The organism is Sphingomonas sp. R647 (assembly GCF_020177055.1).
GTDB lineage: Bacteria > Pseudomonadota > Alphaproteobacteria > Sphingomonadales > Sphingomonadaceae > Sphingomonas.
Genome location: NZ_JAIQXT010000004.1, coordinates 55,797 through 81,537, shown reverse-complemented (window position 1 = coordinate 81,537; position 25,741 = coordinate 55,797). Strand labels below are relative to the sequence as shown.

General features: G+C 66.5%; 33 protein-coding genes. 18 read left to right on the top strand and 15 right to left on the bottom strand.

Going from position 1 to position 25,741, the window contains the following annotated elements; translation table 11 throughout:
- Positions 1 to 2 precede the first annotated feature (2 nt).
- Genes lepB through pyrE form a run of 5 tightly spaced genes read right to left on the bottom strand, consistent with a single transcriptional unit; the run spans position 3 to position 3,683 of the window.
- A complete protein-coding gene (lepB, locus tag K9B35_RS10500; RefSeq protein ID WP_224921792.1) occupies positions 3 to 851 on the bottom strand; it encodes a signal peptidase I in 849 nt (282 codons plus the stop codon).
- 10 nt (positions 852 to 861) lie between these two features.
- Positions 862 to 1,272, bottom strand: coding sequence for a holo-ACP synthase (acpS, locus tag K9B35_RS10495; RefSeq protein WP_224921791.1), 411 nt, complete (start codon positions 1,270 to 1,272; stop codon positions 862 to 864).
- Between the two features lie 28 nt (positions 1,273 to 1,300).
- A complete protein-coding gene (locus K9B35_RS10490) occupies positions 1,301 to 2,029 on the bottom strand; it encodes a pyridoxine 5'-phosphate synthase (protein ID WP_224921790.1) in 729 nt (242 codons plus the stop codon).
- A complete protein-coding gene (locus K9B35_RS10485; protein ID WP_224921789.1) occupies positions 2,026 to 3,102 on the bottom strand; it encodes a serine hydrolase domain-containing protein in 1,077 nt (358 codons plus the stop codon). The genes K9B35_RS10490 and K9B35_RS10485 overlap by 4 nt, the downstream gene beginning before the upstream one ends.
- On the bottom strand, positions 3,099 to 3,683 hold the full coding sequence (gene pyrE / locus K9B35_RS10480; RefSeq protein ID WP_224921788.1) for an orotate phosphoribosyltransferase: 585 nt from the start codon (positions 3,681 to 3,683) through the stop codon (positions 3,099 to 3,101). The genes K9B35_RS10485 and pyrE overlap by 4 nt, the downstream gene beginning before the upstream one ends.
- Positions 3,684 to 3,894: 211 nt before the next feature.
- On the opposite strand from pyrE, the gene coxB reads away from it, so the two are divergent.
- The 13 genes from coxB to K9B35_RS10415 all read left to right on the top strand — a co-directional run bounded on the left by coxB (position 3,895) and on the right by K9B35_RS10415 (position 14,321).
- A complete protein-coding gene (coxB, locus tag K9B35_RS10475; protein WP_224922231.1) occupies positions 3,895 to 5,043 on the top strand; it encodes a cytochrome c oxidase subunit II in 1,149 nt (382 codons plus the stop codon).
- A gap of 3 nt (positions 5,044 to 5,046) precedes the next feature.
- Positions 5,047 to 6,723 carry a cytochrome c oxidase subunit I gene (gene ctaD / locus K9B35_RS10470; RefSeq protein WP_224921787.1) on the top strand — a complete coding sequence of 559 codons (1,677 nt, stop codon included), beginning with the start codon at positions 5,047 to 5,049 and terminating at the stop codon, positions 6,721 to 6,723.
- A gap of 101 nt (positions 6,724 to 6,824) precedes the next feature.
- Positions 6,825 to 7,463 carry a hypothetical protein gene (locus K9B35_RS10465; RefSeq protein ID WP_224921786.1) on the top strand — a complete coding sequence of 213 codons (639 nt, stop codon included), beginning with the start codon at positions 6,825 to 6,827 and terminating at the stop codon, positions 7,461 to 7,463.
- A 50-nt stretch (positions 7,464 to 7,513) separates the two neighbouring features.
- Positions 7,514 to 8,416: a heme o synthase gene (locus tag K9B35_RS10460; protein WP_224921785.1), complete on the top strand. Its 903-nt coding sequence runs from the start codon at positions 7,514 to 7,516 to the stop codon at positions 8,414 to 8,416.
- Complete coding sequence (locus K9B35_RS10455; RefSeq protein ID WP_224921784.1) at positions 8,413 to 8,559, top strand: hypothetical protein; 147 nt, start codon at positions 8,413 to 8,415, stop codon at positions 8,557 to 8,559. Before K9B35_RS10460 ends, K9B35_RS10455 begins: the two co-directional genes overlap by 4 nt.
- The gene (locus K9B35_RS10450) at positions 8,556 to 9,107 is read left to right on the top strand and encodes a cytochrome c oxidase assembly protein (protein WP_224921783.1); all 552 of its coding nucleotides are present in this window, start codon (positions 8,556 to 8,558) and stop codon (positions 9,105 to 9,107) included. The genes K9B35_RS10455 and K9B35_RS10450 overlap by 4 nt, the downstream gene beginning before the upstream one ends.
- A gap of 41 nt (positions 9,108 to 9,148) precedes the next feature.
- The gene (locus K9B35_RS10445; RefSeq protein WP_224921782.1) at positions 9,149 to 10,054 is read left to right on the top strand and encodes a cytochrome c oxidase subunit 3; all 906 of its coding nucleotides are present in this window, start codon (positions 9,149 to 9,151) and stop codon (positions 10,052 to 10,054) included.
- A gap of 2 nt (positions 10,055 to 10,056) precedes the next feature.
- The gene (locus tag K9B35_RS10440) at positions 10,057 to 10,431 is read left to right on the top strand and encodes a DUF983 domain-containing protein (protein WP_224921781.1); all 375 of its coding nucleotides are present in this window, start codon (positions 10,057 to 10,059) and stop codon (positions 10,429 to 10,431) included.
- A 47-nt stretch (positions 10,432 to 10,478) separates the two neighbouring features.
- On the top strand, positions 10,479 to 11,048 hold the full coding sequence (locus K9B35_RS10435; RefSeq protein ID WP_224922230.1) for an SURF1 family protein: 570 nt from the start codon (positions 10,479 to 10,481) through the stop codon (positions 11,046 to 11,048).
- 1 nt (position 11,049) lies between these two features.
- Positions 11,050 to 11,652: an NIF family HAD-type phosphatase gene (locus tag K9B35_RS10430; protein ID WP_224921780.1), complete on the top strand. Its 603-nt coding sequence runs from the start codon at positions 11,050 to 11,052 to the stop codon at positions 11,650 to 11,652.
- 43 nt (positions 11,653 to 11,695) lie between these two features.
- Positions 11,696 to 13,099 (top strand): threonine synthase, encoded by a 1,404-nt coding sequence (thrC, locus tag K9B35_RS10425; protein WP_224921779.1) that lies wholly within the window; start codon positions 11,696 to 11,698, stop codon positions 13,097 to 13,099.
- Between the two features lie 79 nt (positions 13,100 to 13,178).
- Positions 13,179 to 14,048, top strand: a complete 870-nt coding sequence (locus K9B35_RS10420; protein WP_224921778.1) for a class I SAM-dependent methyltransferase — start codon at positions 13,179 to 13,181, stop codon at positions 14,046 to 14,048.
- Positions 14,049 to 14,057: 9 nt separating this feature from the next.
- A complete protein-coding gene (locus K9B35_RS10415; protein ID WP_224921777.1) occupies positions 14,058 to 14,321 on the top strand; it encodes a hypothetical protein in 264 nt (87 codons plus the stop codon).
- Positions 14,322 to 14,356: 35 nt separating this feature from the next.
- On the opposite strand, the gene K9B35_RS10410 is transcribed toward K9B35_RS10415, so the two are convergent.
- The 3 genes from K9B35_RS10410 to K9B35_RS10400 all read right to left on the bottom strand — a co-directional run bounded on the left by K9B35_RS10410 (position 14,357) and on the right by K9B35_RS10400 (position 16,123).
- Positions 14,357 to 15,001: a heme exporter protein CcmB gene (locus tag K9B35_RS10410; RefSeq protein ID WP_224921776.1), complete on the bottom strand. Its 645-nt coding sequence runs from the start codon at positions 14,999 to 15,001 to the stop codon at positions 14,357 to 14,359.
- Positions 15,002 to 15,131: 130 nt separating this feature from the next.
- Positions 15,132 to 15,716: a heme ABC exporter ATP-binding protein CcmA gene (gene ccmA, locus K9B35_RS10405; protein ID WP_224921775.1), complete on the bottom strand. Its 585-nt coding sequence runs from the start codon at positions 15,714 to 15,716 to the stop codon at positions 15,132 to 15,134.
- On the bottom strand, positions 15,713 to 16,123 hold the full coding sequence (locus K9B35_RS10400; protein WP_224921774.1) for a metallopeptidase family protein: 411 nt from the start codon (positions 16,121 to 16,123) through the stop codon (positions 15,713 to 15,715). Before K9B35_RS10400 ends, ccmA begins: the two co-directional genes overlap by 4 nt.
- Positions 16,124 to 16,162: 39 nt before the next feature.
- Between K9B35_RS10400 and K9B35_RS10395 the strand changes: the two genes are divergently transcribed.
- Entirely contained in the window at positions 16,163 to 16,453 is a 291-nt protein-coding gene (locus K9B35_RS10395) for a 4a-hydroxytetrahydrobiopterin dehydratase (protein WP_066660334.1), read from the top strand.
- On the opposite strand, the gene K9B35_RS10390 is transcribed toward K9B35_RS10395, so the two are convergent.
- Both K9B35_RS10390 and K9B35_RS10385 read right to left on the bottom strand, forming a co-directional pair.
- Positions 16,450 to 17,976, bottom strand: coding sequence for an ABC transporter permease/substrate-binding protein (locus K9B35_RS10390; RefSeq protein ID WP_224921773.1), 1,527 nt, complete (start codon positions 17,974 to 17,976; stop codon positions 16,450 to 16,452). The two genes, K9B35_RS10395 and K9B35_RS10390, sit on opposite strands and share 4 nt — an antisense overlap.
- Positions 17,973 to 18,740 carry an ATP-binding cassette domain-containing protein gene (locus tag K9B35_RS10385; RefSeq protein ID WP_224921772.1) on the bottom strand — a complete coding sequence of 256 codons (768 nt, stop codon included), beginning with the start codon at positions 18,738 to 18,740 and terminating at the stop codon, positions 17,973 to 17,975. The genes K9B35_RS10390 and K9B35_RS10385 overlap by 4 nt, the downstream gene beginning before the upstream one ends.
- Before the next feature lie 11 nt (positions 18,741 to 18,751).
- On the opposite strand from K9B35_RS10385, the gene K9B35_RS10380 reads away from it, so the two are divergent.
- Both K9B35_RS10380 and K9B35_RS10375 read left to right on the top strand, forming a co-directional pair.
- Positions 18,752 to 19,570, top strand: a complete 819-nt coding sequence (locus K9B35_RS10380) for an SDR family oxidoreductase (protein ID WP_224921771.1) — start codon at positions 18,752 to 18,754, stop codon at positions 19,568 to 19,570.
- Positions 19,567 to 20,148: a hypothetical protein gene (locus tag K9B35_RS10375; RefSeq protein ID WP_224921770.1), complete on the top strand. Its 582-nt coding sequence runs from the start codon at positions 19,567 to 19,569 to the stop codon at positions 20,146 to 20,148. The genes K9B35_RS10380 and K9B35_RS10375 overlap by 4 nt, the downstream gene beginning before the upstream one ends.
- Here K9B35_RS10375 and K9B35_RS10370 read toward each other — a convergent pair.
- The 4 genes from K9B35_RS10370 to K9B35_RS10355 form a co-directional block, all read right to left on the bottom strand.
- Positions 20,145 to 20,699 (bottom strand): hypothetical protein, encoded by a 555-nt coding sequence (locus tag K9B35_RS10370; protein ID WP_224921769.1) that lies wholly within the window; start codon positions 20,697 to 20,699, stop codon positions 20,145 to 20,147. The genes K9B35_RS10375 and K9B35_RS10370 overlap by 4 nt on opposite strands.
- A gap of 71 nt (positions 20,700 to 20,770) precedes the next feature.
- Complete coding sequence (locus K9B35_RS10365) at positions 20,771 to 21,391, bottom strand: class I SAM-dependent methyltransferase (protein WP_224921768.1); 621 nt, start codon at positions 21,389 to 21,391, stop codon at positions 20,771 to 20,773.
- 26 nt (positions 21,392 to 21,417) lie between these two features.
- Positions 21,418 to 22,653 (bottom strand): DUF3419 family protein, encoded by a 1,236-nt coding sequence (locus K9B35_RS10360; protein WP_224921767.1) that lies wholly within the window; start codon positions 22,651 to 22,653, stop codon positions 21,418 to 21,420.
- Positions 22,654 to 22,750: 97 nt separating this feature from the next.
- The gene (locus K9B35_RS10355) at positions 22,751 to 23,200 is read right to left on the bottom strand and encodes a hypothetical protein (protein ID WP_412103469.1); all 450 of its coding nucleotides are present in this window, start codon (positions 23,198 to 23,200) and stop codon (positions 22,751 to 22,753) included.
- A gap of 112 nt (positions 23,201 to 23,312) precedes the next feature.
- On the opposite strand from K9B35_RS10355, the gene rpiB reads away from it, so the two are divergent.
- A complete protein-coding gene (gene rpiB, locus K9B35_RS10350; protein ID WP_224921765.1) occupies positions 23,313 to 23,750 on the top strand; it encodes a ribose 5-phosphate isomerase B in 438 nt (145 codons plus the stop codon).
- Here rpiB and K9B35_RS10345 read toward each other — a convergent pair.
- Positions 23,747 to 24,217 carry a DUF3429 domain-containing protein gene (locus tag K9B35_RS10345; protein WP_224921764.1) on the bottom strand — a complete coding sequence of 157 codons (471 nt, stop codon included), beginning with the start codon at positions 24,215 to 24,217 and terminating at the stop codon, positions 23,747 to 23,749. The two genes, rpiB and K9B35_RS10345, sit on opposite strands and share 4 nt — an antisense overlap.
- A 134-nt stretch (positions 24,218 to 24,351) precedes the next feature.
- Between K9B35_RS10345 and glyA the strand changes: the two genes are divergently transcribed.
- Complete coding sequence (gene glyA, locus K9B35_RS10340) at positions 24,352 to 25,665, top strand: serine hydroxymethyltransferase (RefSeq protein ID WP_224921763.1); 1,314 nt, start codon at positions 24,352 to 24,354, stop codon at positions 25,663 to 25,665.
- The last annotated feature ends 76 nt before the right edge of the window (positions 25,666 to 25,741 follow it).

Here is a 25,741-nt window from a genome sequence, read left to right as displayed (position 1 = left end):
GCCTATTCGCCGGCGCGGTCGGGATGCAGCGAATCGCCCGCGCGGCCCGACCGGAACGAGCCCGCCCAGCTCAGCGGGTTCCAGCTTGCGCTGCCGTCGAGGCTGAAGGTGATGAACTCCGCGCGCCCACCGATATTCTCGATCGGCACCGGCCCGCCCAGCCCCTGCTGTTCCTGCGTCATGCGGCTGTCGGCGCTGTTGTCGCGATTGTCGCCCATCAGGAAGACATGGCCGGCCGGAATACGCAGCGGCGGGAAATTGTCGGCACGCATCGACCCGATATCGATCGTGTCATAGCTTTTGCCATTGGGCAGGGTCTCGCGGATGATCTGGACGTTGCAGACCAGCTCACCCGCCGCGTTGCGCCCCAGCGCGCCGGGATAATGGTTTTTGTCACAGGTCAGATTGCCATCGACCTTCAGCGCGCGATTGCCCAGCCGCTCGCGCTGCACCGCGCGGCCATTCAGATAGACGATGCCGCCATGCATCTCGATCGTCTCGCCGGGCAGGCCGATCACCCGCTTGATGTAATCGGTGCGCTGATCGGTCGGGGTGACGATGACGATGTCGCCACGCTCGGGCAGGCTGCCGAACAACCGCCCCTCGATGAACGGCAGCATGTGGAAGGTCGGGGTAACATAGCTGTATCCGTAGGGATATTTGGTCACCACCAGCCGGTCGCCGACCAGCAAGGTCGGCATCATCGACTCGGACGGAATGTAGAATGGTTTGGCGATCAGGCTGTGAAAGCCGAGCACCGCGAGCACCAGCCAGAAGATGCCGCGCGCCTCGCCCCACCAATCGGTGCCGCTGCGCTCCTGCTCCTGCTCGCCCGTCAACGCCTTGGCCATCCCGTCTCTCTTACTCGCCCGCCACGGGCAGCGCCTCGATCACCACCAGCGCCTGTGCCCAGGGATGGTCGTCGGTCAGCGTCAGGTGCACTTTCGCGACGTGACCGGCAGGCGTCATCGCGTCAAGCCGCGCCTTGGCACCCCCAGTCAGCGCCAGCGTCGGCGCACCCGACGGCGCGTTGACCACGCCGATATCGCGCATGAACACGCCAGCTTTGAAACCGGTCCCGACCGCCTTCGAAAAAGCCTCTTTGGCAGCAAAACGTTTCGCGAGCGTTGCGGCATAGCCCATCGGCCGCCGCGCCGCCTTGCGCAGCTCGACATCGGTGAACACGCGCTGCTCGAACCGCATGCCGAACCGGTCGAGCGACGACTGAATCCGTTCGATGTTGCACAGGTCGGATCCGATGCCGATGATCACGATATCGTCGCCGCGATGAACGACCCACTCACCGCGCCGCGTCCATCAGTGCGCGCATCCGCTTCACCACCGGCGCGAGTCCCTCGAAAATCGCCTCGCCGATCAGGAAATGCCCGATATTCAGCTCGGCCAGCTGCGGAATGGCGGCAATCGGCACGACATTGTCGAAGGTCAGGCCGTGACCTGCATGCACCTCAATCCCGTTCTTCGCCGCCAGCGCCGCCGCGTCGGCGATGCGGCGCAGCTCGGCGGTCTGTGCCTCGCCCTCCAGCTCGCAATAGCGCCCGGTGTGCAGCTCGATCACCGGTGCGCCCAGCCGGATCGCCGCTTCGATCTGCGCCGGATCGGGCTCGACGAACAACGACACGCGGATATTCGCGCCCTTGAGGTCGCTGACCATCGGCGCGAGCAGGTTATGCAGCCCCGCCGCGTCCAGCCCGCCCTCGGTGGTCCGTTCCTCGCGCCGCTCGGGCACGATGCACGCGGCGTGCGGGCGGTGGCGCAGCGCGATGGCGAGCATCTCGTCGGTCGCCGCCATCTCCAGATTGAGCGGGATGGTCAGCTCTGCCGCGAGCCTGGCGATATCGTCATCTGTGATGTGCCGCCGGTCCTCGCGCAGATGCGCGGTGATCCCGTCCGCCCCGGCCTCCGCCGCGACCAGCGCTGCGCGCACCGGATCGGGATAGCCGCTCCCGCGCGCATTCCGCACGGTCGCGACATGGTCGATATTCACGCCTAGGCGCAGATGGCCGGTCATTGCTTGGTCCCCTTGCCGCACGCGGCGGCGCTCAACAGGTCGTGCGCGAATCCGGAGCCCTGCCACACCTCGCCAAAGGCAAAGGGCGCGCGGTCCGAAAAGGCGATCACCGCCCGGCCAATCGCGGGCAGGATGAAGTTGCGCACCTCGACCCCGCCCACGCTGCCGCGACGCTCGACAATGCGCACCGGATTGGCACAGCCCTTGAGCGGCGCCTCGAATACCCATTGGCCGAGCGCCATATAGCCAAGCGCCGGATCGCCCTTCCACATGGTCGCGAGTGCATCTGCGGGCAGCAATTTTCCGGTCATCAGCGCGATATCGAACTTCACCAGCGCGTCGGTCGAGCCATACAGCCCGGCGGCGGCGCCATAGCTGGCCAGATCGATCTCCGCCTCAGGTTTGCCATCGATCATCCCCATCCGGGTGAAGTCCTCGCCCGGATAGGCGCCGAGAAAGTTCAGCTCCAGTGGCTTGGCGATCCGCTCATCCACCAGCGTCGCCCAGGACTTGCCGCTCACCGCCTCAAGCAATGCGCCCAGCACGAGATAGTCGCAATTGTTATAGGCCCAGTCGCCGCCTGGCGCCCCCTTGACCGGCCCCGCGCAATAACCGGTCAGCGGATCACGACTGCCGGTGTAGCCGGACTGATAATAAGACGGGAAACCGCCTTTGCCCCCCGGACTGTCATCGGGATTGGGCAGGCCGGAGCGGTGCTGGAGCAGTTGGCGCACCGTCACCACACCCGCATTCGCGCTGCGAAACTTCGGCAGATAGGTCGCGACCGGGCGGTCGAGATCGACTCGTCCGCTCGCCACTTCCTGCATTACCAGCACGGCGACGACCTGCTTCGTCACCGACGCCCAGCGCCAGGTCGCACCATCGTCGCCGCCGCGATAGGGCTGGGGGAGCAAGCCGACCCAGCCCCAGCCGCCGCCTTTGGCATCGGCGATCCGGATGTCGCCGCTGAACTGCGATTCCTCGATTAATGTGCCAAGGGCGCGCGCGTCGATCGGCGGTGCGGCCTGCGCCGCCGTCGCCTGCATCAGCAGAGCTGCGAGCGCAGCGTTCACGCCGCTGCCCGGCTGCCGGGCTTGATCGCGGGGATCGCCGCCAGTTCGGGCGGGAGTGCGTCGGCGGCATAGCTTGGCACGTCGAGTCGGATCAGCGGGAAGAACGGGACGCCGAGGTCGGCGGTGCCGTTCGACCGGTCGACCAGCGACGCGGCGGCGATCACCTCGCCGCCGGCCTCCGCAATCGCCTTCATCGCCTCGCGGCTCGACAAGCCGGTAGTGACGACATCTTCCATCATCAGCACCTGTTGTCCCGGTTCCAGCCGGAAGCCGCGACGCAGTTCGAAGGTGCCGGTGGGCCGCTCGACGAACATCGCATCGACGTTCAGCGCGCGGGCGACCTCCTGCCCGGCGATCACCCCGCCCATTGCGGGGGAAACGACGGCGGTGATCCGCGCGCGCAGCTCGGCCGGGATGTTCGCCGCCACTGCCTGTGCCAGCCGCGCGGCGCGTGCCGGGCTCATCAACACGCGCGCGCATTGCAAGTAACGAGAGCTGCGCAGCCCCGATGACAGGATGAAATGCCCCTCCAGCAACGCCTCTGCCGCCCGGAATTCGCCCAGCACCTCGTCTTCTGTCACGCGTCCACCCCGCTCTTGTCGTTGGCCGAGCATCTAGGGTTCGGGCGGTCCCCCCGCAACACTACGGGTAAAAAGAGCAGTCGACACGCTTGAGGCCGACGCGCGAGGTGCTATAGGCCAGCCTCGAAGGGCGGATTGCGTCCGCGCGACCGGAACAGCCGGCGCCCCCGGACAGGGGCAAGAAGGACAGGGGTTGATTGAGACGATGCGCATGCATGGATTGAAGGCGATCGTGCTGGCTGCGGGCCTCGTGCTCGCCGGGGGCATGGCCCAAGCACAGACCGCGCCCGCCGCGCCAGAGGCCGTGGCCGCGACTCCCGCGGATGCACCCGCTGCAACGGCGCCCGCCGATGCGGCGGCGCCTGCCGCTGCTCCGGCTGCGGCGACGCCCGCCGATCCGACGCTCAACGCCGACGGCACGCCCAAGACCGCGCCGGTTCCAGGCATCGGCATGCCGGTGGACAAGAAGATGGGCGTTCAGCCGCAGGTGACGGCACTCGGCGCCAGCGCCGCGCGCTTCCACGACTACATCCTGCTGCCGATCATCACCGCGATCTCGATCTTCGTGCTGATCCTGCTGGGCTGGACGATCGTCCGCTATCGCCGCAAGGCGAACCCGGTGCCGTCGAAGACCAGCCACAACACGATGATCGAAATCGTGTGGACCGCGGTCCCGGTGCTGATCCTCGCCTTCATCGCCTGGCCGTCGATCGCGCTGCTCGCCAAGCAGTTCAAGCCCGCGCCCGACAATGCCATCACGATCAAGGCGATCGGCAACCAGTGGTACTGGTCGTACGAATATCCCGACCATGGCGGCATTTCGATCACCGCCAACATGCTCAAGGAAAAGAGCGAGGTTCAGGCCGGACAGCGCTTCCGCACCGACGCCGATGGTCCCCGCCTGCTCGCGGTCGACAACCGCATTGTCGTGCCGGTTGGCGTGCCGGTCCGCCTGATCGCCACCGCCAATGACGTGATTCACAGCTGGGCGGTCCCGGCGTTCTGGATCAAGATGGATGCGATCCCGGGTCGCCTCAACGAAACCAGCTTCACCGTCGAAAAGCCCGGCGTCTATTTCGGCCAGTGCAGCGAACTGTGCGGCGCGCGTCACGCCTACATGCCGATCGTGGTTGAGGCGGTTGAGCCTGCCGTGTTCGCGCAGTGGATCGCGGCCAAGGGCGGCACCATGCCGGCGGCGAACAAGCCGTCCTCCGCCGCTCCGGCCCAGCCGGGCAGCGACGCCGCCGACGACACCGCGACTCCGGCGAACGGCACCGTCCCCGCTGGCAACGACACCGTCGACGCGACCGCAGCGGGCGCGACCACCAATCAAGCCGCCACCGGCAACACGGACCAGTAAGCCATGACCGACGCAGCACGCGACGCCCACGCCTTTATGGGCCATGACGACCATGCCCATGATGCCGATCACAAGATCGGCTTCTTTGCGCGCTGGTTCCTGTCGACCAACCACAAGGACATCGGCACGCTGTACCTGATCTTCGCGATCATCGCTGGGATCATCGGCGGCGCCATTTCGGGCGTGATGCGCCTCGAACTGGCCGAGCCGGGCATCCAGCATCTCGGCTGGATCGCGGAAATCGTCCATGGCGGCCCGCAGACCTTTGACCAGTCGCTCCACTTCTGGAACGTGCTGATCACCGCGCACGGCCTGATCATGGTGTTCTTCATGGTCATGCCGGCGATGATCGGCGGGTTCGGCAACTGGTTTGTTCCGATCATGATCGGTGCGCCGGACATGGCGTTCCCGCGCATGAACAACCTGTCGTTCTGGCTGCTCGTCCCGGCGTTTGTGCTGCTGCTCGCCTCGCCGTTCTTCGGCGGTGGCGCAGGCACGGGCTGGACCGTCTATGCCCCGCTCTCGACCTATGGCGAGCCGGGGCCGGCGGTCGACATGGCGATCCTGTCGCTGCACCTTGCCGGTGCCAGCTCGATCCTGGGCGCGATCAACTTCATCACAACCATCTTCAACATGCGCGCGCCGGGCATGACCCTGCACAAGATGCCGCTGTTCGTATGGTCGGTGCTGATCACCGCCTTCCTGCTGCTGCTCGCGCTGCCAGTTCTGGCTGCGGCGATCACCATGCTGCTGACCGACCGTAACTTCGGCACCACCTTCTACGATCCCGCCGGTGGCGGCGATCCGGTGCTGTACCAGCATCTGTTCTGGTTCTTCGGCCACCCCGAAGTGTACATCATGATCCTGCCGGGCTTCGGCATCGTCAGCCAGATTGTCTCGACCTTCAGCCGCAAGCCAGTGTTCGGCTATCTCGGCATGGCCTATGCCATGGTCGCGATCGGCGTGGTCGGCTTCGTCGTGTGGGCACACCACATGTTCACGACCGGCATGAGCGTGAACGTGAAGATGTACTTCACCGCCGCGACCATGATCATCGCGGTGCCGACCGGCATCAAGATCTTCTCCTGGATCGCGACGATGTGGGGCGGGTCGATGAGCTTCAAGACCCCGATGGTCTGGGCGATCGGCTTCATCTTCCTGTTCACCGTGGGCGGCGTCACCGGCGTCGTGCTGGCGAATGGCGGCGTCGACGATTACATGCACGACACCTATTATGTGGTCGCGCACTTCCACTATGTGCTCTCGCTGGGCGCAGTGTTCGGCCTGTTCGCGGGCTTCTACTACTGGTTCCCGAAGATGTTCGGGAAGATGTACAGCGAGTTCCTCGGCCAGCTGCACTTCTGGGTGTTCTTCGTTGGCGTGAACGTGCTGTTCTTCCCGCAGCACTTCCTGGGCCTTCAGGGCATGCCGCGCCGCTATCCGGACTATCCGGACGCCTATGCATATTGGAACGAGATTTCGAGCTGGGGCTATGTGATCATGCTGGCGGGTATGGCGATCTTCTTCGTCAACCTGTTCTGGTCGCTCGCCGCCGGTAAGAAGGCGCCCGACAATCCCTGGGGCGAAGGCGCAACGACGCTGGAATGGACCCTGTCCAGCCCGCCGCCGTTCCACCAGTTCGAAACCCTGCCGATCATCGATGACGACAAGCATCACTAAGGTCGGCAACAACTGAAATGCGAAACGCCCCGGGAGGAGACTTCCGGGGCGTTTTGCTGTGGGTCGGTTGCCAAATTGGATCATCAATCTAAGCTATTACAGTGCTTCAAACGCCGCCAACCTGCGTCGCGCGCCGTTCGTTAGCGGATGAGCCGGCGCTGCTTCGCTTCGTCGACGGTTTTCACTTCACGCGGTGGGCCGATCTCGACGTGGGTCCGCTACTCCGCCGGTACGAGCTCTTCTGCATCCCATATGTCGAATGGCGCTTCGATGGCGCCGACATCGCGCGGATGTTCCTTCTCTCGCGCACGGCGGGGGCGGCTTCAGGTTGGGCTGTTCCGCTCTATCAGCCGATCAAACCTGAAACCGAGGTGCTCGCGTTCGCGCTCGCGGACGAGGTGGCCAATTGGTTGGCCGACGACCATATCCCCTACGAACCTACGATGTTGGTCGATGACAAGTTCGGTTTCGCACTACTGACCTGGCATACTGATGATGCATTTCTCTGCATGCGCCATGAGTTGTTTGAGCGTTATCTCACAAGCGATCCCACGGCGTTTGACCTTGATGGTAGGGGACCGGCAGTGAGCGGATTGGTCGAAGCGCTGAAGGCCGCATTCGAACGCCTCGATGAGTGGCGCGTGAGGTGGAACGACCCGGCTCTGGCGCGAGAGCCGCTCAAGCCACTGCCCGCAGCGATCGACAGACTCAGGCATCAACGCCCCAGCCGGGCTGGCTGATCCACCACACCCTTCCCCCCAGCCCCAACCACGCCTATAGCCCCCCACAAATGTCCGTCGCCAACCACGCCCTGACCATCCCCGCCGACTGGCGCGATTTCCTTGCGCTGACCAAGCCGCGCGTGATGAGCCTCGTCGTGTTCACCGGCCTGTGCGGCATGCTCGCGGCAACCGAGTCGATCCATCCGGTGATCGGCTTCACCGCGATTCTGTGCATTGCACTCGGGGCAGGCGCGGCCGGTGCGCTCAACCAATGGTATGAGGCGGACCTCGACGGCAAGATGAAGCGGACGCAGGGCCGCCCGCTCCCCGCCGGACGCATGGATCGCCAGTCGGCGCTGCATTTCGGCGTCGGCGTCGCGGCGCTGTCGGTCATCCTGATGGGCCTAGCGGTCAATTATGTCGCGGCGGGCATCCTGCTGCTGTCGATCCTGTTCTACGTGCTGGTCTATACCGTCTGGCTCAAGCGCCGCACGCCGCAGAATATCGTGATCGGCGGCGCGGCCGGGGCGTTCCCGCCGCTGATCGGCTGGGCCGCGGCGACCGGCGATGTCGCGCTGTTGCCCGTGCTGCTGTTCGGCCTCGTGTTCCTGTGGACTCCGCCGCATTTCTGGGCGCTCGCGCTGTTCGTGAAGACCGATTATGCCAATGCCGGCGTGCCGATGCTGCCCGTGGTGGCGGGAGAGAAAGCAACGCGGATTCAGATCGGGCTGTACACCATCCCGATGGCGGTCGCGGCGATCGCGCCCTGGCCGCTCGGCCTGACCGGCAGCCTCTATGGCATCATCTCGGTCGCCACGACCGCGCTGTTCGCCCTGCTCGCCCTGCACGTCGCGACCCGGATGGCTGTCGAGAACGACGCAATGAAGCCTGAAAAGCGCCTCTTCGCCTATTCGATCTCCTATCTGTTCATATTGTTCGGCGCGGTTGCCGCCGATAGGATGATGGCATGACCCCCGAAGACCAAGAACTGATCCAAGCCCGCCAGAAATCGCGCGCGCGCATCCTCGCGATCCTGTTGTTCGCCTTCGTGATCCTCGTCTTCGCGATCAGCATCGTGAAGATCCAGGCCGGCATGCCGCTGAGGGCGGCATGATCGCCGCGCTGCCGCAGGACCGCAAGCTGCGCACCGCGATGCTCGCCGTGCTTGGCGTGCTCGTCATGACCGGCATCGCCTTTGCCAGCGTGCCGCTCTACCGCCTGTTCTGTCAGGTCACCGGCTTTGGTGGCACGACGATGCGCGCGGAGGCGGCTCCCGGCGCGGTCGATGGCAAGATCACCGTGGCGTTCGACAGCAATGTCAGCCCCGCGCTTACCTGGAAGTTCAAGCCCGAACTCGCATCGGACAAAATCTCCATCGGTGCGCGCGACATGGCCTTTTACACCGCGACGAACACCGGCACCGTGCCGATCACCGGCACCGCGACCTACAACGTCACGCCCGAGGCGGCGGGGAAGTATTTCAGCAAGATCCAGTGCTTCTGCTTCACCGAACAGACGCTTCAGCCGGGTGAGACGGTGCGCATGCCGGTGATCTATTTCGTCGATCCGAAGATCATGACCGATCCGGATACGAAGGACATTGCGAAGATCACGCTCTCCTACACATTTTACCCAGTGGATTCCGCCAAGCCCAAGGGCTAGGGAAGCCGACGAACAACGCCAGAAACGAACAGGGACGGACGATGGCAGGCGCCAAGAACCACGATTTCCACATTCTCCCGCCCAGCCCGTGGCCGATGCTCACGTCGCTCGCCGCCCTGTGGCTGGCCGTTGGCGGGCTGATGTACATGAAGGAAGCCGCGCATGGCGGTTGGGTGATGCTTTCGGGCCTCGCCGCTGTCCTGTTCTGCATGGCGTCGTGGTGGGTCGAAGTGGTTCGCGAGGCGAAGGCCGGCGACCATACCCCCGTCGTCCAGCTCCACCTGCGCTATGGCATGATCCTGTTCATCGCGTCGGAAGTCATGTTCTTCGTCGGCTGGTTCTGGGCATGGTTCAACTATGCGCTGTTCCCCGCCGCGATCGCGGTCAGCGGCGAAAATGCCAGCGTGGTCGAGGTTGCGCAGAACATCGCCGCACAATTCCCGCCCGTCGGCATGGAAGTGCTCGACGCGTTCCAGCTGCCGTTGCTGAATACCTTCATTCTGCTGCTCTCCGGCACCACCATCACCTGGGCGCATCACGGCCTGATCTACAACCAGCGTGGCGGTGCGATGCGCGGCCTGTGGGGCGCGATCGGCGTGGGCGAGAATGACGTGGTCAAGAAGGGCCTGTGGCTGACCATCATCCTTGGCCTGATCTTCAGCTACATTCAGTATTACGAATATGCCCACGCGCCGTTCGTGTTCGGCAAGTCGAACTATTCCTCGGCCTTCTACATGGCGACCGGGTTCCACGGCTTCCACGTGATCGTCGGCACCATCTTCCTGATGGTCTGCCTGCTGCGCACCTATCAGGGCGATTTCACCCCGCGTCAGCATTTCGGCTTCGAAGCGGCGGCATGGTACTGGCACTTCGTCGACGTGGTGTGGCTGTTCCTCTTCGTCACCGTCTATGTGTGGGGCGGCTGGGGCGCGCCGGTCCACGGCTGACCATGGACCACACCGCACCTCCGGTCACGGAGTCGGCATTCAAGGGGGCGTGTCCGCAATGCGGCGCGCCCTCTCTGTTTGCGGGCTGGATCAAGTTTGCCGATCGCTGCCCGAAGTGCGGGCTCGATTATGCCGCGTTCAACGTAGGCGATGGCCCGGCGGCGTTCCTGACCCTGATCGTCGGAACGATCATCGTCGTCCTGTCGGTCTGGCTCGAACTCGCAGCGTCGCCGCCGCTCTGGCTGCACCTGCTGATCTGGCCCCCGCTCACATTGCTGCTGGTGATCTTCAGCCTGCGCTGGGCCAAGGGCGCGCTGCTCGCGCTCGAATATCGCAACGCCGCACGTGAGGGGCGGCTGAAGGACCCTGAGGCGTGAAGCTCCCCCTGTTCCCTACGATATTGGTCGGCCTCGCCGTCGCGGCGATGATCGGCCTCGGCATCTGGCAGCTCGACCGGCGCGGCGAGAAGGAGGCGCTGATCGCCCGCCTCGCCACCAACCGCACGCTCGGCGCGATGACCTTCCCCAGTCCGCCGGTCGGCGACGAATACCTCTTCCGCCGCGCCGGGCTGATGTGCCTCGAAGTCGCCGGCTGGAGCGAACAGGCGGGGCGCGACGCCAGCGGCACGAGCGGCTGGCGCCACCTCGCCGACTGCCGCACCGGAGCGGAGGGGATGAGCGTCAAGGTCGACATGGGCGTCAGCAGCGCGCCCGGAATCACCCCGGCGTGGAAGGGCGGCCCGGTCACCGGCACCATCACCCACGCCCCCGATTCGACGCCGCTGCTCGCCTCGCTGTTCGGCAAGCGCCCACCCCGCAACCTGATGCTCGTCGCCGACACCCCCGCTGCGGGCCTTTCGGCCAGCGCCCCGCCCGACCCGTCGAGTGTGCCGAACAACCACCTTGCCTATGCGGTGCAGTGGTTCCTGTTCGCGGGGATTGCGGTGGTGATCTACCTTCTCGCGCTGCGGCGGCGGGGCCGGAAGAAGGACTGACGTGAGTCGCGAACGTGACCGGATCCTGCTTGTTCTGGATCTGGACGAGACCTTGGTTCACGCGAGCGAGGCACCGCTGGACCGGCCGGCAGATTTCACGGTGTGCGGCTATCATGTCTACCGGCGTCCGCATCTGGACGCGTTTCTGGCGTCTGTCGCTCAGTCCTACGACCTGGCAGTTTGGTCCTCAGCATCTGACGATTATGTCGAGCTGATCGTCGGCGAGATTTTCGGCTCTGACGCCCTGCACTTCGTTTGGGGCCGTTCGCGGGCGACACTCCCCCGCATCATCCACTCTGACGACTATCTCTATTGGCCGACGGACCACCGGCACTATGTCAAGCCGCTGGCCAAGGCCAAGAAGCTCGGATGGCCGCTCGACCGAATCCTGATCGTTGATGACACGCCGGAAAAGTGCGTGCGCAACTACGGCAATGCGATCTACGCCCACCCGTTCGAAGGTGATCCAGCCGATGTCGAGCTGCCACTGCTTGCGGCCTATCTGGACACGCTGAAAGACTGCGAAAATGTGAGGGGCGTGGAAAAGAGGCGGTGGCGATCAACCGCGCGCGCGCTGCTGGGATTGTCGCCCCCGCAAAGCTAGTCTTTCTTGCCGCCTGCCGATGCGGGGGCTAGTTCCCCCTCCCATGCGCTACCAGAGCACGCGCGGCACCGCGCCCGAACTCGATTTCCGTGAAGTCACCCTCGCCGGACTGGCGAGCGACGGCGGGCTGTACATCCCGGTCGAATGGCCGCGCTTCACCACCGACCAGATCGCCGATATGGCCGGCCTGTCCTATGTCGAAACCGCCGTGCGCGTCATGGCCCCGTTCGTCGCGGGTAGTCTGACGCAAGACGAGCTGCGCGACCTGTGCACCCGCGCCTATGGCCGGTTCAGCCATGACGCCGTGACCCCGCTGGTCCAGCTCGACCACCGCCATTTCCTGCTCGAACTCTTCCACGGGCCCACGCTCGCGTTCAAGGATGTCGCGCTCCAGCTGCTCGGGCTGTTGTTCGAAAAGTTCCTGACCGGCACCACCCGGCACCTGACCATCGTCGGCGCGACCAGCGGCGACACCGGCTCCGCGGCGATCGACGCGGTGGCCGGGCGTGAGGGCATCGACATCTTCATGCTCCACCCCAAGGGGCGGGTGAGCGACGTTCAGCGCCGCCAGATGACCACGGTGCTTGCGCCGAACGTGCACAATATCGCGATCGAGGGCAGCTTCGACGACGGCCAGCGCCTCGTGAAGGCGATGTTCAACGATCCCGGTTTCTCGGGCCGCTTCCACGTCACCGCGGTCAATTCGATCAACTGGGCGCGGCTGATGGCGCAGGTGGTCTATTATTTCTACGCCGCCGTCCGCCTCGGTGCCCCGCAACGCGAAGTGGCGTTCAGCGTCCCCACCGGCAATTTCGGCGATGTGTTCGCAGGGTACGTCGCGGCCAAGATGGGACTGCCGGTCGCCAAGCTGATCGTCGCGACCAACGTCAACGACATCCTCCACCGCGCATTGTCGAGCGGCGACTATTCCGCCGGCACGGTCACCCCGACCGCCGCGCCGAGCATGGACATTCAGGTCAGCTCGAACTTTGAACGCCTGTTGTTCGACCTTGCCGGGCGCGACGGCCCCGCGCTCGCGGCGCAAATGGCCGGATTCGAATCGAGCAAGGCGATGCGCCTGACCAACGCCCAGCAACAGGGCGCGGCATCCTTGTTCGCGAGCGACCGGATCGAGGCGGACGACATGTCGCGCGCCATGGCCTGGGCGCATGCCCGCGCCGATGAGGTCCTCGACCCCCACACCGCCATCGGCCTCGCCGCCGCGCAGCGCGTCGCGCTCCCGCCGCACGTGCCGATCGTGACCCTCGCCACCGCGCACCCGGCCAAGTTCGACGACGCGGTCGAGCGCGCCACCGGCATCCGCCCGACTTTGCCCGCACGAGTCGGCGACCTGTTCGACCGAGAAGAGCGCTACGACGTGCTGCCCGCGACGTTCGAGGCAATCACCAGCTATGTGGCGGAGCGGGCGACGCCCAAACGCGACTAACCCCCGTTCGCCCTGAGCCTATCGAAGGGCCGCAGACCGCCCTTCGACAAGCTCAGGGCAAACGGGTTATGGGACCCTCATGAACCTCATCACCCTCACCGGCGAGCCCTGGGCCGACTACGGCCTCGTCGACTCCGGCCATGGCCGCAAGCTCGAACGCTATGGCGACTACCGCTTCATCCGCCCCGAGCCGCAGGCGATGTGGGCGCCCGCGTCGCCCGACTGGGACGCGCATGGCGAATTCATGCCCGCCCCCGATGACGAAGGCGGCGGCCGCTGGGTGTTCACCAAACCCGTGCCGCGTGAAGGCTGGCCGCTGGCGTGGAACGAGGCGAAGTTCACCGCCCAAACCACCCCCTTCCGCCATCTCGGCTTCTTCCCCGACATGGCGCCGGTGTGGAGCTGGATGCGCGAGCAGACCGCCGGGGTCGATGCGCCCGAGGTCATGAACCTGTTCGGCTATACCGGCGTCGGCACGCTGGCGATGGCGGCAACGGGCGCCAAACTCGTCCATGTCGATGCGTCCAAGAAATCGGTCGAGGCGGCCAAGGGCAACGCCGCGCTGTCGGGGATGAACGACAAGCCGGTCCGCTGGATCATCGACGACGCCGCCAAGTTCGTCGCGCGCGAGGTGCGTCGCGGCCGCCGCTATGACGGCATCCTGCTCGACCCGCCCAAATATGGCCGCGGCCCGACCGGCGAAGTCTGGCAACTCGAACGCGACCTTCCCGGCCTGATCGCCGATTGCCGCCAGCTGCTCGACGCCGACTCGCGCTTCCTCTTCCTCACCGTCTACGCGATCCGCATGTCCGCGCTGGCGATCGGCGAGTTGCTCAACCAGCATTTCGCCGACTTGGGCGGCAAGGTCGAATGCGGCGAACTCGGCGTGCGGGAGGAGGCCAGGGGACTGGTGCTGCCGACCGCGATCTTTGCGCGGTGGAGTCGTTAGGAGAGGCAGATGACCCGTTTGAAACAGGTGTTCAAGAACAACGGTGAACGATCGTTGATCCTCTTTTTGGAGCTTTCGACCGCCAGGTATCGTCTTGCTCCCGGTCAGGAAGTCACACTCTATTACGAAGATAGCTCCGAAGCTGATGGTGCTGGTGCGCCGCTTCGTATCGAATATGAGACTGACCAGGGCGATCCTCAACTTACGATCTACACCGACGAGGACACAATGTTTCTCGCGGACGGGGCTGAGGCGGAAACAGATTACTCCTAGTTAGTGCGTCATCAGCCAAAGTTGTGTGGAGCCGCTTACCCCCGGCCCATCCGCATAGCCGCCCCCGCCACAAACGGGCACCCGGCCACCAGCAGCAAGCTTACCGCGCCCAGCAGCTTCACCGCGCTCGGATCATTCCCCATCGCCCCCGCGCCAAAGATCAGCAGCGGCACCGCGAAGGGGAGCATCACCAGCCCCGCCACCGCGCCCGCGCCGCGCAGCCCTGCCGTCAGCGCGGCGGTCGCGACGCCGAGTGCGGCCAGCCCCGGAGTGCCGATCAACAGGCTCAACCCCGCCGCCAGCGCCTGTTCCAGCGACAGGTTCAGCAACCCGCTCGCCACCACGCACGCCAGCAGCAAGGCGGGCGCAAAGCCCAGCCAATGCCCGACGATCTTCGCCGCCGCGACGCTCGCATCGTTCCAGCCGCGCACTGCCAGCTGATCGAGCACCCCGCTCTCCAGATCGGGCGCAACCAGCCGCTCGACCGGCAGCAGCGCGGCGAGCAACGCCGCCGCCCAGATCACCCCGCCGCCGATCCGCGCCAGCAATTTCGGCTCCGGCCCCACCGCAAACGGGAACAACACGGCCACCAGCAGGAAGAAGGCGATGGGCAGCGTCAGCCCGCCCGCCGCCCATGCCCGCCGCAGTTCGCGGGCAACGAGGGAGGTAAAGCCGCTCATGTGAGACAGCCCTGATGTTCCCCTGCGAAAGCAGGGGTCCAGAGCCAAAAAGCGATCGCCCTCATAAACTCTGGACTCCTGCTTTCGCAGGAGAACATGCCGCTCTTCAGAGCTTGGGGTTGAGAACCGCTCATACGCTGCCCCCGATCACGATCTCGCCCGCGCCCTGCATCCGGATCGGCAGATGCGTCGCCACCACCGCAATCCCGCCCGCGGCGCGGTGCGCCGCGACCAGTCCGCCCAGCACGCCGATCGCACCATGGTCCAGCCCATTGGCCGGCTCGTCGAGCAACCAGATCGGCGCCCCGCTCGCCACCACCCGCGCAATCCCGACGCGCCGCCGCTGCCCGGTCGACAACATCCGCACCGGCACCGGATACAAATGCATCAACCCGACCGCCTCCAGCGCCCCCGCGACCGCATCGCGCCGCCGGTCCAGCCCGGCCCAGAACCGCAACGCCTCGCCCACCGGCAATTCCGGATCCAGCCCCGCCGCCTCGGCCAGCAAGGCGCGTTCACCGCGAACCGAAACCCGCCCCGCACTCGCCCGCAACAGCCCCGCAACGATACGGATCAAACTCGACTTCCCCGCGCCATTTGGCCCGGTCACCAGCACCCCACCACCCGGCTCCAGCGCCAGATCAAGCCCCTCGAACAGCATCCGCCCGCCGCGCGCACACGCCACGCCCTCCAGCCGAATTGCCGCATCGCTCACGCGACGCTGTCTTCCAGCGCGTGCATATCCTCGTCGGACAGCCCGAAATGATGCCCGACCTCATGCACCACGACATGCGTAACCAGCGCCTCCAGGCTCACCCCGGTCTCGACCCATTCGGCGAGCAGCGGGACGCGGTAGAGGTGGATCGTGTCGGGCTGCGGAATCTCGCCGATCGCGAACCCCTCCTTCTCACCCACCGGCCGCCCGGAATAGAGGCCGGTCAGTTCGAACGGATCCTCCATCCCCATCTCGCGCAGCGTGTCCTCATCGGCAAAATCTTCCACGATCAGCACGATGTCGGGCAAATGGCTCGCAAACGGCTCGGGAATCCGCGCCAGCGCCGCGCGCGCGAGCGTTTCCATCTGTTCCGCACTCGGCGCGAAAGTCTCGGTTTTGTCTGCCATCAACCCGCGCTATGCCGCACCCAGCAACGGAGGGGAAGAATGGTCGAACAACTGAGCCAGGCGGAACGCGACGACGCGCTCGAAGGCCTGCCCGAATGGGATCACGACACGGGCCGCGACGCGATCACGCGCAGCTTCACCTTCGACGATTTCAGCCAGGCCTTCGCGTTCATGACCCAGGTCGCGCTGCTCGCGGAAAAGGCCGACCATCACCCCGAATGGTCGAACGTATGGAACCGGGTCGACATCCTCCTGACCACCCACGACGCCGGCGGCCTGTCGGGCCGCGACATCGACATGGCCCGCGCGATCGACGCGCTGGTGGACTAAAGACCCAGCTTCGCCGCCAGCCACCGCGCCGCGTCGTCCGGCGTCCGCTTGTCCACGTCCCGGTCCACCATCAAATTCGCCTCGCGCATCGCGGCGACCGGGATCTTGCCGACCAGCGGACGCAGCGCCGCCTGGAACCGCGCATCCTCCGCCCGCTCCGGCGCGACCAGCAGGATCGCGTCATAGCCGGGAATCGCCCGCTTGGGATCGTCCAGCACCACCAGTTTATCCGCCGCGATCCGCCCGTCGGAGGAAAAGGCCGGAATCACATCCGCCGTCCCGCTCGCCAGCGCACGGTACATGAAGGTCGGCTGATACGGCCGCGCCGATTTGAAGCGCAGGCCATAGGCATCGCGCACCGCCCGCCATTCGGGCCGCTCCAGAAACTCGACATCGGTGGCCAGGTTCAGCCCCGGTGCCTGCGCCGCCAGATCGGCCAACGTCACAATCCCGCGCCGCCGCGCATCCTCGCCGCGCATCGCAAATGCATAGGCATTTTCGAACCCCAGCGATCCCAACATGCCGACGCCATGTTCGGCCCGCGCCCAGTCGCCCACGCCGGTGACGATCGCCTCACGCGGCGGCACATCGCTGCGCTGCATCTGGTTGGTCCAGATCGTCCCCGAATAATCGACATAGACATCGACATCGCCCCCGGCGAGCGCCCCGAACGCCACCGCCGACCCCAGCCCCTCGCGATATTCGACGCGATAGCCCGCCGCCTCCATCCGCTGGCCGATCAGGCGGGCGAGGATGAATTGCTCCGAAAAGCCCTTCGCGCCGACCACCACCGTCTGCCCGCCCGCCACCGGGGCGAGCGCAAATGCGGCGGCGCAGATCGCGGCGAGCAGCGTCCCCGCGCTCATCCGCACCAGCATCGGCATGCGGTTGCGGATGCCGCCCTCGGCCACGCTCAGGATCAAATCGACCCCCAGCGCCAGCGCCGCCGCGCCGATGCACCCGGCCAGCACCAGCGCCCAATTCTGCGTCTGCAATCCCGCAAAGATCAGGTCGCCCAGGCTCGGCTGCCCGACCGTGGTGGATAAGGTCGCCGCGCCGATCGTCCACACCGCCGCCGTGCGGATGCCCGCCATCACCACCGGCGCGGCGATCGGCGCCTCGACCAGCCATAGCTTCTGCCGCGCGGTCATCCCCACGCCATCTGCCGCCTCACGCAGCGCCGGATCGAGTGTCACCAGCGCCGTCGTCGCATTCCGCAGCACCGGCAGGATCGCATAGAGCGTCAGCGCGAGCAGGGCGGGCAAAAAGCCAAGTGCAGGCACCCAATCGCCCACCACGCCGCGCAAGGCCAGCAACACCGGGTAGAACAAGGCGAGCAGCGCCAGCGACGGGATCGTCTGGATCAGGCTCGCCGCGCCCAGCACCACGCGCCCCAGTCGCGGATGCCGCGCCGCCGCGACCGCCAGCGGCAGGCTGATCGCGATCCCGAGCGCGAGCGCCGCCATCGCCAGCAGCAAATGGCTCGCCATCAATTCGGGCACGCGGGCAAAGGCGATGCTCATGCCTTCAGCGCCTCGAGCGCATCGGCTTGGCGCATCGGCACGGCGATCAACGCCTGTGCCTCCGCGCCACCCCCGCCACGTGCCAGCTCCACGGGAGTCGCATCGGCGACGATCCGCCCGTCCTGCATCACCAGCACCCGGTCGGCGATCAACAGCGCCTCGGCCATGTCATGCGTGACCATCAGCGTGGTCAGCCCCAGCCGGTCGTGCAGCGCGCGCACCGCCCGGCCCAGTTCGTCGCGCGTCACTGGATCAAGCGCACCGAACGGCTCGTCCATCAACAGGCACCCCGGCTGCGTTGCCAGCGCGCGCGCCACGCCGACGCGCTGCCGCTGCCCGCCCGACAGCTGATCCGGCATCCGCGCCGCGACATCGCCCGGCAGATCGACCAGCGCCAGCAACTCCGCCACCCGCGCGCCATTGTCACGCGCGCCGGCGATACGCAGCCCGATCGCGATATTTTCACCAACCGTCATGTGCGGAAACAGCCCGATCGACTGAAAGACATATCCGATATGGCGACGCACCAGATGCGTCGGCCGCGTCCGCACATCCGCGCCATTGATCGTCACCGCGCCGCTATGCGGCTCGACCAGCCGGTTGATCGTCTTGAGAAGCGTCGATTTTCCCGATCCGGACTGGCCGACCAGCGCGACAAAGCTGCCCGCCGCGATGGCCAGCGACACCGAATCGAGCGCGCGGACGGCCCCGAACGACTTGGACACGCCCTGCAGGGCGATCGACGGGCCGGTTTGCGCTGGCATCGGGGCGCATGATGGGGAATGATCCACCCAAGGTCAAAAACATAGGGGAGGGCGCCCTGCAGGCGATTTTCATCACCGGGGGCGGTTCCGGAATCGGACGCGCGGTCGCCCGCTACTTTTCCGCGCGCGGCTGGCGCGTCGGGCTTGCCGATATCAGCGAGGCGGGGATGGCGGAAACCGCCGCGCTGCTCGGCGATGCGCCGGTGACCTGCCACACGCTCGACGTGCGCGACCGCGCGGCGTGGGATGGCGCGCTGGCGGAGTTCACTGCGTCAAGCGGCGGGCGGCTCGACGTGCTGTTCAACAATGCCGGGATCGGCGTCGGCGGGGTGTTCGCCGCGACGCCGGTGGAGGAGCTGCAGCGCTGCGTCGGCATCAACCTGATGGGCGTGGTGTGGGGCGCGCATGCCGGGCACAAATATCTGAAAGCCAGCGGCGGCTGCCTGCTTAACACCGCGTCGGCGGCGGGCATCTATGGCACCGGCGGGGTCGCGATCTATTCGGCGACCAAGTTCGCGGTGCGAGGCTTCACCGAATCGCTCGACGGTGAATGGGTCGCCGACGGCATCCGCGTCCGCGCGCTGATGCCCAGCTTCATCGACACCGCGATCCTCGACGGCCTGCCCGTAGGCAGCAATTCGACGATGCGCGAACGGGTCAAGGCGGCGCGGCTGGAATTCACCCCGGTCGAAGAGGCGGCGCGCCTCGCCTGGGAAGCCGTGCATGGCGACCAGCTGCATACGTTGGTCGGCAAGACCGCGCGCCGCATGTGGTTCGCGGCGCGCTTCATGCGCGGGTCGATGCGCAAGCAGGCGCGGGGTGGGAAATGAGGGCCGCTCTCTTCGCCACCGCCGCGCTCGCGCTGACCGGCTGCACGGGGCAGGGACGTGCGCCCGATCCGCAGGACGGGTTCATGCGCGCGCTCGCCGCGCATTGCGGCAAGGCCTATGCCGGGCGCGTCGTCACCACCGACCCCGCCGACGCGGACTTCGCGGGGAAGCCGTTGGTGATGCACGTCGCGGCGTGCGAGTCCGACCGCGTCCGCGTCCCCTTCCATGTCGGCGAGGATCGCTCGCGCACCTGGGTGCTGACCCGCACCGCGACCGGCGTTCGGCTCAAGCACGACCACAGGCATCAGGACGGCACCAGCGACGTGCTGACGATGTATGGCGGCGACACCGCCACGCCCGGGACGGCGGAGCGGCAGGACTTCCCGGTCGACGCCGACTCGATCGCGCTGTTCCGCGCCAATGATCGCGCCGTATCGGTCACCAATGTCTGGGCGATGGAGGTGACGCCGACGCGCTTCGCCTATGAACTGCGCCGCCCCGGCCGCCATTTCCGGGTGGAGTTCGACCTGACCAAGCCGATCGCTACTCCGCCGTTACCTTGGGGTTGGGCAGATTAGCCGTAGCGCGTCATCCGCTCCCTTGCCGCAGCGCCAAAGCCGGTCGCGGCATGCCATCCATCGGGCCGCCGGATCATCACCAACGGGGTTCCGCGCAATCCCAGCGCGTGCAACGCCAGCAGCTTGTCGCGCACGCCCAGATACAGCGCATTGTCCGCCGCGGTCGGCGTGCCCGCCTGGGGCTCCAGCGTCCCGGCCATATAGGCCTGAAAATTGGCGACGGTCGGGTTCTTGAAGAGCGACAGCGCCACCGCCTTTTTGTCGGTGACAAAGGTACCGATTAGATAGCCATAGGTGCGCCCGCGCGACGGCTGGGGGAAGTCGCGATGGAGCGCGCGGCAAAAGCCGCAGCTTTTCAAGGTCAGGATGACGATGTCGGGCCGCTTGCCCGGCCCGTGCAGCACCATCGGCCAGCCGGCCAGCGCGGCATCGATCGCGCGGTTGGCTTCAGGCGTCTGGTTGGACTTGAGCGGCGCGCTCTGCCCGCGCGCCGGGGCCACGCCGCTTGCCGCCAGCGCCAGCGGCACGCTCAACATCGTTCGCCGGTCCATATCCTGCTCCCGCCGTTCGTCGCGCCGATGGTACAGCGCCGCGCGATCCGGACAAGACGCGTCAGACTATGTCAGGCGCGCACCATCGCTGCCCAGGCATAGCCGCGCAGCAGCGTCTCGAACCCGAAATCATAGCCATGATTGCGCGCGACATGCTTGACCGCGACCGGAAGCTCGCGGCGCGGGGCCACGTGGAACCGGGCGAGCCAGCCAAACAGCATCCGCCGCCACCAGTGCGGCATCCGCTCCTGCTGCCCAAAATCGACGATGTGCAGCACCCCGCCCGGCGCTAGCACCCGCGCACCCTGTGCGATCGCGCCGACCCAGTCGGGGATCATCGACAGCGTATAGCTCGCAAACACCCGGTCGAATGCGGCGGCCCCGAACAGCGCCTGCGGGTCGAACGCCGTGGCATCGCCCTGTGCCAGCACGATCCGGTCCGACAGCCCGGCCTTGGCGACCTTGGCCCGCGCCGTCTCCAGCATCGCTTCGGAAATATCGACGCCATAGAAACGCGCCTGCGGCCAGCGGCGCGCAGCGAGGATCAGGTTGCGCGCGGTGCCGCAGCCGACCTCCAGCACCGTGCCGCCCGGCGGTGGTGCCAGATGGTCGATCAGCCGGTCGCGCCCCAAGAGATAATATTTGCGCGTCGCGTCATAGATGTGCCGCTGCATCGCATAGACGGCGTCCATGCGCCCGGCATGACCGGATTCCGCTGTCACGGCTTAAGGCGGTAAAGGTGCACGCCGCCATAAATGGCCGAACGGTCGCGTGCGGTAAAGCCAAGCGACTCGGCCTCGGCATAGTCCCAGCGATCGAGAATCGCGTCGGGCACCCGCCCCGGCAACAGCGTCGGCGCTGCGGCGGTACGGAACAGCACCCGTGCACCTGGCTTGGCGGTCCGGGTGATCGCGGTCCACAACCGGGTCAGCTGCGCATCGGTCATCCAGTCCTGCGCGTCGAGCAGGATATAGCGGTCGAGCGACCCGTCGGGCATCGAATCGAGATACTCGACGAAATTCTGGTGCCGTACCTCGACCCGCTCGGCACGGTCGCGGACCAGCGCGTAGTTCGCGGCACGCAGGTACGGCGGCAGCGGCGCGTCGGCCCCCTCGCCATAGCCGCGCCCGAATGCCTGCCATGCGAAATAATTGTCCGACAGGTCGAAATCGCAGGCGAGCTTCTCCAGCCGCCCACGCAGAACCGCGCCGATCCCGCGCGGATCATCGCCCGCCAGCGCCTCATATTGCGCGGGCGGGATGCCGAGGCCGAACAACGACGCCGGCTGGTCGATCAGCCAGCGCACGAATTTCTTGTCGAACACCGGTGCAAGGCGGGTCTCAAAGATCGCGCGCTGCTCCTCCACGCTCTTCGCGGCGAGCAGTTCGCGCGGATCGATGCGATACAACTTGGCCAGCAGATGCGCTGCGCCGATGAACCCGCCGAGCAGGCCGCGCTTGTAGAAGCCCCCGGCAAAGCCCTTGATCCGCCGCCGCCCGGCCAGATCGCGCCCTTCCCAGTAGCGCCGCGTCGCGTCATCCAGATGCGGGCGCAGCCATTGCTCGTAGGCAGCGACATTCTCCGGCCGATTGGCCTGCGCGAAAAACCGGTGGAACGCCGCATGGTCGGGCAGATGCACCGCCGCCGCGCGCTTCAATTTGTTCAGCGCGATATGCGCGGTGTTGAGGTCGACCGCGGTGATCTTCGCCGGGTTGGCGGTCAGGTACGACAGCACGTTGCAGCCACCGCTCGCGATCGTCACGATATGGCAATCGGGCGTGATCGCCAGCGCCTCCATATCGACCTCGGGGTCTTCCCAGATCTGGGCATAGACCAGCCCCCGGAACGCGAAGGTAAAGGCGCGTTCGAGCAGCCCCTCCTTGCTCAGATGCTCATGGCGGTGGACGGCATTGCGCACGGCCCCGTTGCGCGGCTGGCTGGCGTTCGAACCCATCGGACTGGCTCCCCGGGGAAAGGTGCTTCCCTTCGGGCGCGCTTATGGCGGATGCGTGTCACCTGCGTGACCATGAGCGTCACGCAACCGTCATCGATCAGTCGCGGCAATATCCCTCGCCCGGCGTGGCGATCAGGCAATCCTTCTTGCCCGCCAGCCATTTGAGGCCCGTCGCATCGCCATCGCCTGCAACCAGTTCGACCCGAGACTCGCCGCGGCGAAACACGATGCCGTCCTCGCTCGCGCGGCCGTCGAACGTGCCGCTGTCGCCCGCGTCGACGCTCCAGGTGTTGGTGACGCGATAGCGTCCCGGCGCATCGCCCTTGGCGATCTCCAGCACCATGCCCTCGACCCCGATCCATTTGCCGACCCATGCGTCACGCACCGGCGCGCGCTCAGCCAGCCGGTCGCGTCGCGCCTCGCGCGTCACATTTTCGGCCACCGCCTCGGCATTGGCGATCGCGTTTTCGACCAGCGCCGCTTCCTGCGCATTGTCCAACTCCGCGCCGCACCCGGACAGCATTGCCGCCGCCCCAACCCACAGCATCAATCGCACGCTTTTACTCCACACCAGCCACGCTCGATCTATGGTGTAGCCATTACGCGGTGGCTGCAATAGGGAGCGCCATCACTTCGCCTCAACGCCGGAACCGCTCCTCATGCGCATTGCCATCGCCTCGGATCACGCCGCGATCGACCTCAAGGCGGCGCTCGCCGACTGGCTGCGCGACGCGGGCCATGATGTCGCCGATCTGGGACCCGACAGCGGCGCCAGCGTCGATTATCCCGATTATGGCTACAAGCTCGCCGCCGCGATCGCCGATGGCAGCGCGGAGCGCGGCATCGCGCTGTGCGGCAGCGGCATCGGCATCTCGATCGCGGTCAACCGCAACCCCGCCGCGCGCTGTGCCTTGGTCTCCGAACCGCTCTCCGCGACGCTCGCACGCGAGCATAATGACGCCAATGTCATCGCGATGGGCGCCCGCCTGATCGGGATCGAAATGGCCAAGGCGTGCGTCACCGCCTTCCTCGCGACGCAATTCGGCGGCGACCGCCACCAGCGCCGCGTAGACAAGCTCACGGCACCGCAGGTTTAATAAGGCGAAGGAATAAGGCCGAGCACCAGCGTCGTCAGGCCCAGCCCGACCGACAGCTGAACGCGCAGCCCCAGCCACCACTCCGGCGCCATCCCCGCCCGCGTCAGCGCACGGTCGACCAGCGGCGAGAGCAGGATCAGCGTGCCGATCAGCATCAGTGACGGCTGCGGCCACGGATCGCCGGTCATCCACGGCACCGCGCTCGCCAGCGCGATCAGCGAGGGCAGCACCGCCACGACATAGCACCAGCCCGGCGGCTGCGCGCTCCGCGCCGCCAGCCCCCACCAGGTGCCACCGAGAAAGCTGAAGATCAGCACCGCGTAGAGATAGGCGGTGGCCAGCGCCGGAAAGAACCACGCCTCCGGCCCGACCAGCGCTGCGCCCAGCGCGGCAAGCTGCGGCAGCAGTCCGGCCAGCCCCAAAAGACGGGCGGCGGGCGGTCGGGCGGAGGAGTCGGGATCGGGCATGACCGCTTTCAACAGCTTCTTGGGGCAGCATGCAACAATCGCATCTGGCCTAATCGCGGCCAAGCGCATAAGGGCGTGCGCGACAGGTCGCCCGCACCTGCCCGTCGGCGGCCACCAGACAAAGGATCCGCGCGATGAGCACCAATCCCCAGACGCTCGCTCAGGTTCAGCCAGACGGCTTTTTCACCCGCAATCTCGCCGATGCTGACCCGGCAGTCTTCGCCGGCGTCGCCGAAGAGCTGGAGCGCGAGCAGTATCAGATCGAACTGATCGCCTCGGAAAACATCGTGTCGAAGGCGGTGCTCGAAGCGCAGGGCAGCGTGTTCACCAACAAGTACGCTGAGGGTTATCCCGGCAAACGTTACTATCAGGGCTGCCACCCGTCCGACGCGGTCGAGACGCTGGCGATCGAGCGCGCCAAGCAGCTGTTCGGCTGTGGCTTCGCCAACGTCCAGCCGCACTCGGGCGCGCAGGCCAATGGCGCGGTGATGCTTGCGCTGGTCAAGCCGGGTGACACGATCCTGGGCATGAGCCTCGATGCCGGCGGCCACCTGACGCATGGTGCCAAGGCGGCGATGAGCGGCAAGTGGTTCAACGCGATCCAGTATGGCGTCGATCCGGTCACGCACCTAATCGACTATGACGCGGTCGAGGCGCTGGCACTGGAGCATAAGCCGCGCCTGATCATCGCGGGCGGCTCGGCCTATCCGCGCGTGATCGACTTCGCCCGCTTCCGCGCGATCGCGGACAAGGTCGACGCGCTGTTCATGGTCGACATGGCGCATTTCAGCGGCATCGTCGCCGCTGGCCAGCATCCCTCGCCCTTCCCGCACGCGCATGTCGCGACGACCACCACGCACAAGACGCTGCGCGGCCCGCGCGGCGGCATGATCCTCACCAATGACGAGGCGCTGGCCAAGAAGTTCAACTCGGCGGTGTTCCCCGGCATGCAGGGCGGCCCGCTGATGCACGTGATCGCGGCCAAGGCGGTTGCGTTCGGCGAAGCGCTGCGCCCGGATTATAAGGGCTATATCTCGGCAGTGGTCGAGAATGCGAAGGTGCTTGCCGCCACGCTCAAGGAGCGCGGCGCGGCGGTCGTCTCGGGCGGCACCGACACCCACCTCGCGCTGATCGACCTGACCCCGCTCGGCGTCACCGGCAAGGATGCCGACGAGGCGCTGGAGCGCGCGGGCATCACCTGCAACAAGAACGGCATCCCCAACGATCCGCTGCCTCCGACCAAGACCAGCGGCATCCGCGTCGGCTCGCCCGCCGGCACGACGCGCGGCTTTGGCGTCGCCGAGTTCCGTGAGATCGGCAACATGATCGCCGATGTGCTCGAAGGGCTGCGCACCAAGGGCGAAGCGGGCGACCCCGCAGTCGAAGCCGCGGTCAAGCTGCGCGTCCGCGCGCTGTGCGAACGCTTCCCGATCTACCCGGAGGCATAAGGTTGAACGGCACCAGCCCGCTCCCCCGCCCGGCCACCCACCGGGAGGGTATTCTATGGGTGGCCGGGTGGGGGAG

Excerpts from the sequence above, each read along its gene's own strand:
- K9B35_RS10395 (WP_066660334.1), top strand. The coding sequence starts at position 16,163 with ATGGTCGAACAACTGAGCCAGGCGGAACGCGACGACGCGCTCGAAGGC.
- K9B35_RS10445 (WP_224921782.1), top strand. The coding sequence starts at position 9,149 with ATGGCAGGCGCCAAGAACCACGATTTCCACATTCTCCCGCCCAGCCCG.
- K9B35_RS10400 (WP_224921774.1), bottom strand. The coding sequence starts at position 16,123 with ATGGCAGACAAAACCGAGACTTTCGCGCCGAGTGCGGAACAGATGGAA.
- thrC (WP_224921779.1), top strand. The coding sequence starts at position 11,696 with ATGCGCTACCAGAGCACGCGCGGCACCGCGCCCGAACTCGATTTCCGT.
- K9B35_RS10375 (WP_224921770.1), top strand. The coding sequence starts at position 19,567 with ATGAGGGCCGCTCTCTTCGCCACCGCCGCGCTCGCGCTGACCGGCTGC.
- glyA (WP_224921763.1), top strand. The coding sequence starts at position 24,352 with ATGAGCACCAATCCCCAGACGCTCGCTCAGGTTCAGCCAGACGGCTTT.
- K9B35_RS10360 (WP_224921767.1), bottom strand. The coding sequence starts at position 22,653 with ATGGGTTCGAACGCCAGCCAGCCGCGCAACGGGGCCGTGCGCAATGCC.
- K9B35_RS10365 (WP_224921768.1), bottom strand. The coding sequence starts at position 21,391 with ATGGACGCCGTCTATGCGATGCAGCGGCACATCTATGACGCGACGCGC.
- K9B35_RS10435 (WP_224922230.1), top strand. The coding sequence starts at position 10,479 with ATGATCGGCCTCGGCATCTGGCAGCTCGACCGGCGCGGCGAGAAGGAG.
- K9B35_RS10380 (WP_224921771.1), top strand. The coding sequence starts at position 18,752 with ATGGGGAATGATCCACCCAAGGTCAAAAACATAGGGGAGGGCGCCCTG.
- K9B35_RS10460 (WP_224921785.1), top strand. The coding sequence starts at position 7,514 with ATGTCCGTCGCCAACCACGCCCTGACCATCCCCGCCGACTGGCGCGAT.
- K9B35_RS10440 (WP_224921781.1), top strand. The coding sequence starts at position 10,057 with ATGGACCACACCGCACCTCCGGTCACGGAGTCGGCATTCAAGGGGGCG.
- K9B35_RS10455 (WP_224921784.1), top strand. The coding sequence starts at position 8,413 with ATGACCCCCGAAGACCAAGAACTGATCCAAGCCCGCCAGAAATCGCGC.
- K9B35_RS10345 (WP_224921764.1), bottom strand. The coding sequence starts at position 24,217 with ATGCCCGATCCCGACTCCTCCGCCCGACCGCCCGCCGCCCGTCTTTTG.
- K9B35_RS10385 (WP_224921772.1), bottom strand. The coding sequence starts at position 18,740 with ATGCCAGCGCAAACCGGCCCGTCGATCGCCCTGCAGGGCGTGTCCAAG.
- K9B35_RS10370 (WP_224921769.1), bottom strand. The coding sequence starts at position 20,699 with ATGGACCGGCGAACGATGTTGAGCGTGCCGCTGGCGCTGGCGGCAAGC.
- rpiB (WP_224921765.1), top strand. The coding sequence starts at position 23,313 with ATGCGCATTGCCATCGCCTCGGATCACGCCGCGATCGACCTCAAGGCG.
- lepB (WP_224921792.1), bottom strand. The coding sequence starts at position 851 with ATGGCCAAGGCGTTGACGGGCGAGCAGGAGCAGGAGCGCAGCGGCACC.
- K9B35_RS10415 (WP_224921777.1), top strand. The coding sequence starts at position 14,058 with ATGACCCGTTTGAAACAGGTGTTCAAGAACAACGGTGAACGATCGTTG.
- K9B35_RS10355 (WP_412103469.1), bottom strand. The coding sequence starts at position 23,200 with ATGCTGTGGGTTGGGGCGGCGGCAATGCTGTCCGGGTGCGGCGCGGAG.
- K9B35_RS10450 (WP_224921783.1), top strand. The coding sequence starts at position 8,556 with ATGATCGCCGCGCTGCCGCAGGACCGCAAGCTGCGCACCGCGATGCTC.
- K9B35_RS10420 (WP_224921778.1), top strand. The coding sequence starts at position 13,179 with ATGAACCTCATCACCCTCACCGGCGAGCCCTGGGCCGACTACGGCCTC.
- K9B35_RS10410 (WP_224921776.1), bottom strand. The coding sequence starts at position 15,001 with ATGAGCGGCTTTACCTCCCTCGTTGCCCGCGAACTGCGGCGGGCATGG.
- coxB (WP_224922231.1), top strand. The coding sequence starts at position 3,895 with ATGCATGGATTGAAGGCGATCGTGCTGGCTGCGGGCCTCGTGCTCGCC.
- ctaD (WP_224921787.1), top strand. The coding sequence starts at position 5,047 with ATGACCGACGCAGCACGCGACGCCCACGCCTTTATGGGCCATGACGAC.
- K9B35_RS10490 (WP_224921790.1), bottom strand. The coding sequence starts at position 2,029 with ATGACCGGCCATCTGCGCCTAGGCGTGAATATCGACCATGTCGCGACC.
- K9B35_RS10390 (WP_224921773.1), bottom strand. The coding sequence starts at position 17,976 with ATGAGCATCGCCTTTGCCCGCGTGCCCGAATTGATGGCGAGCCATTTG.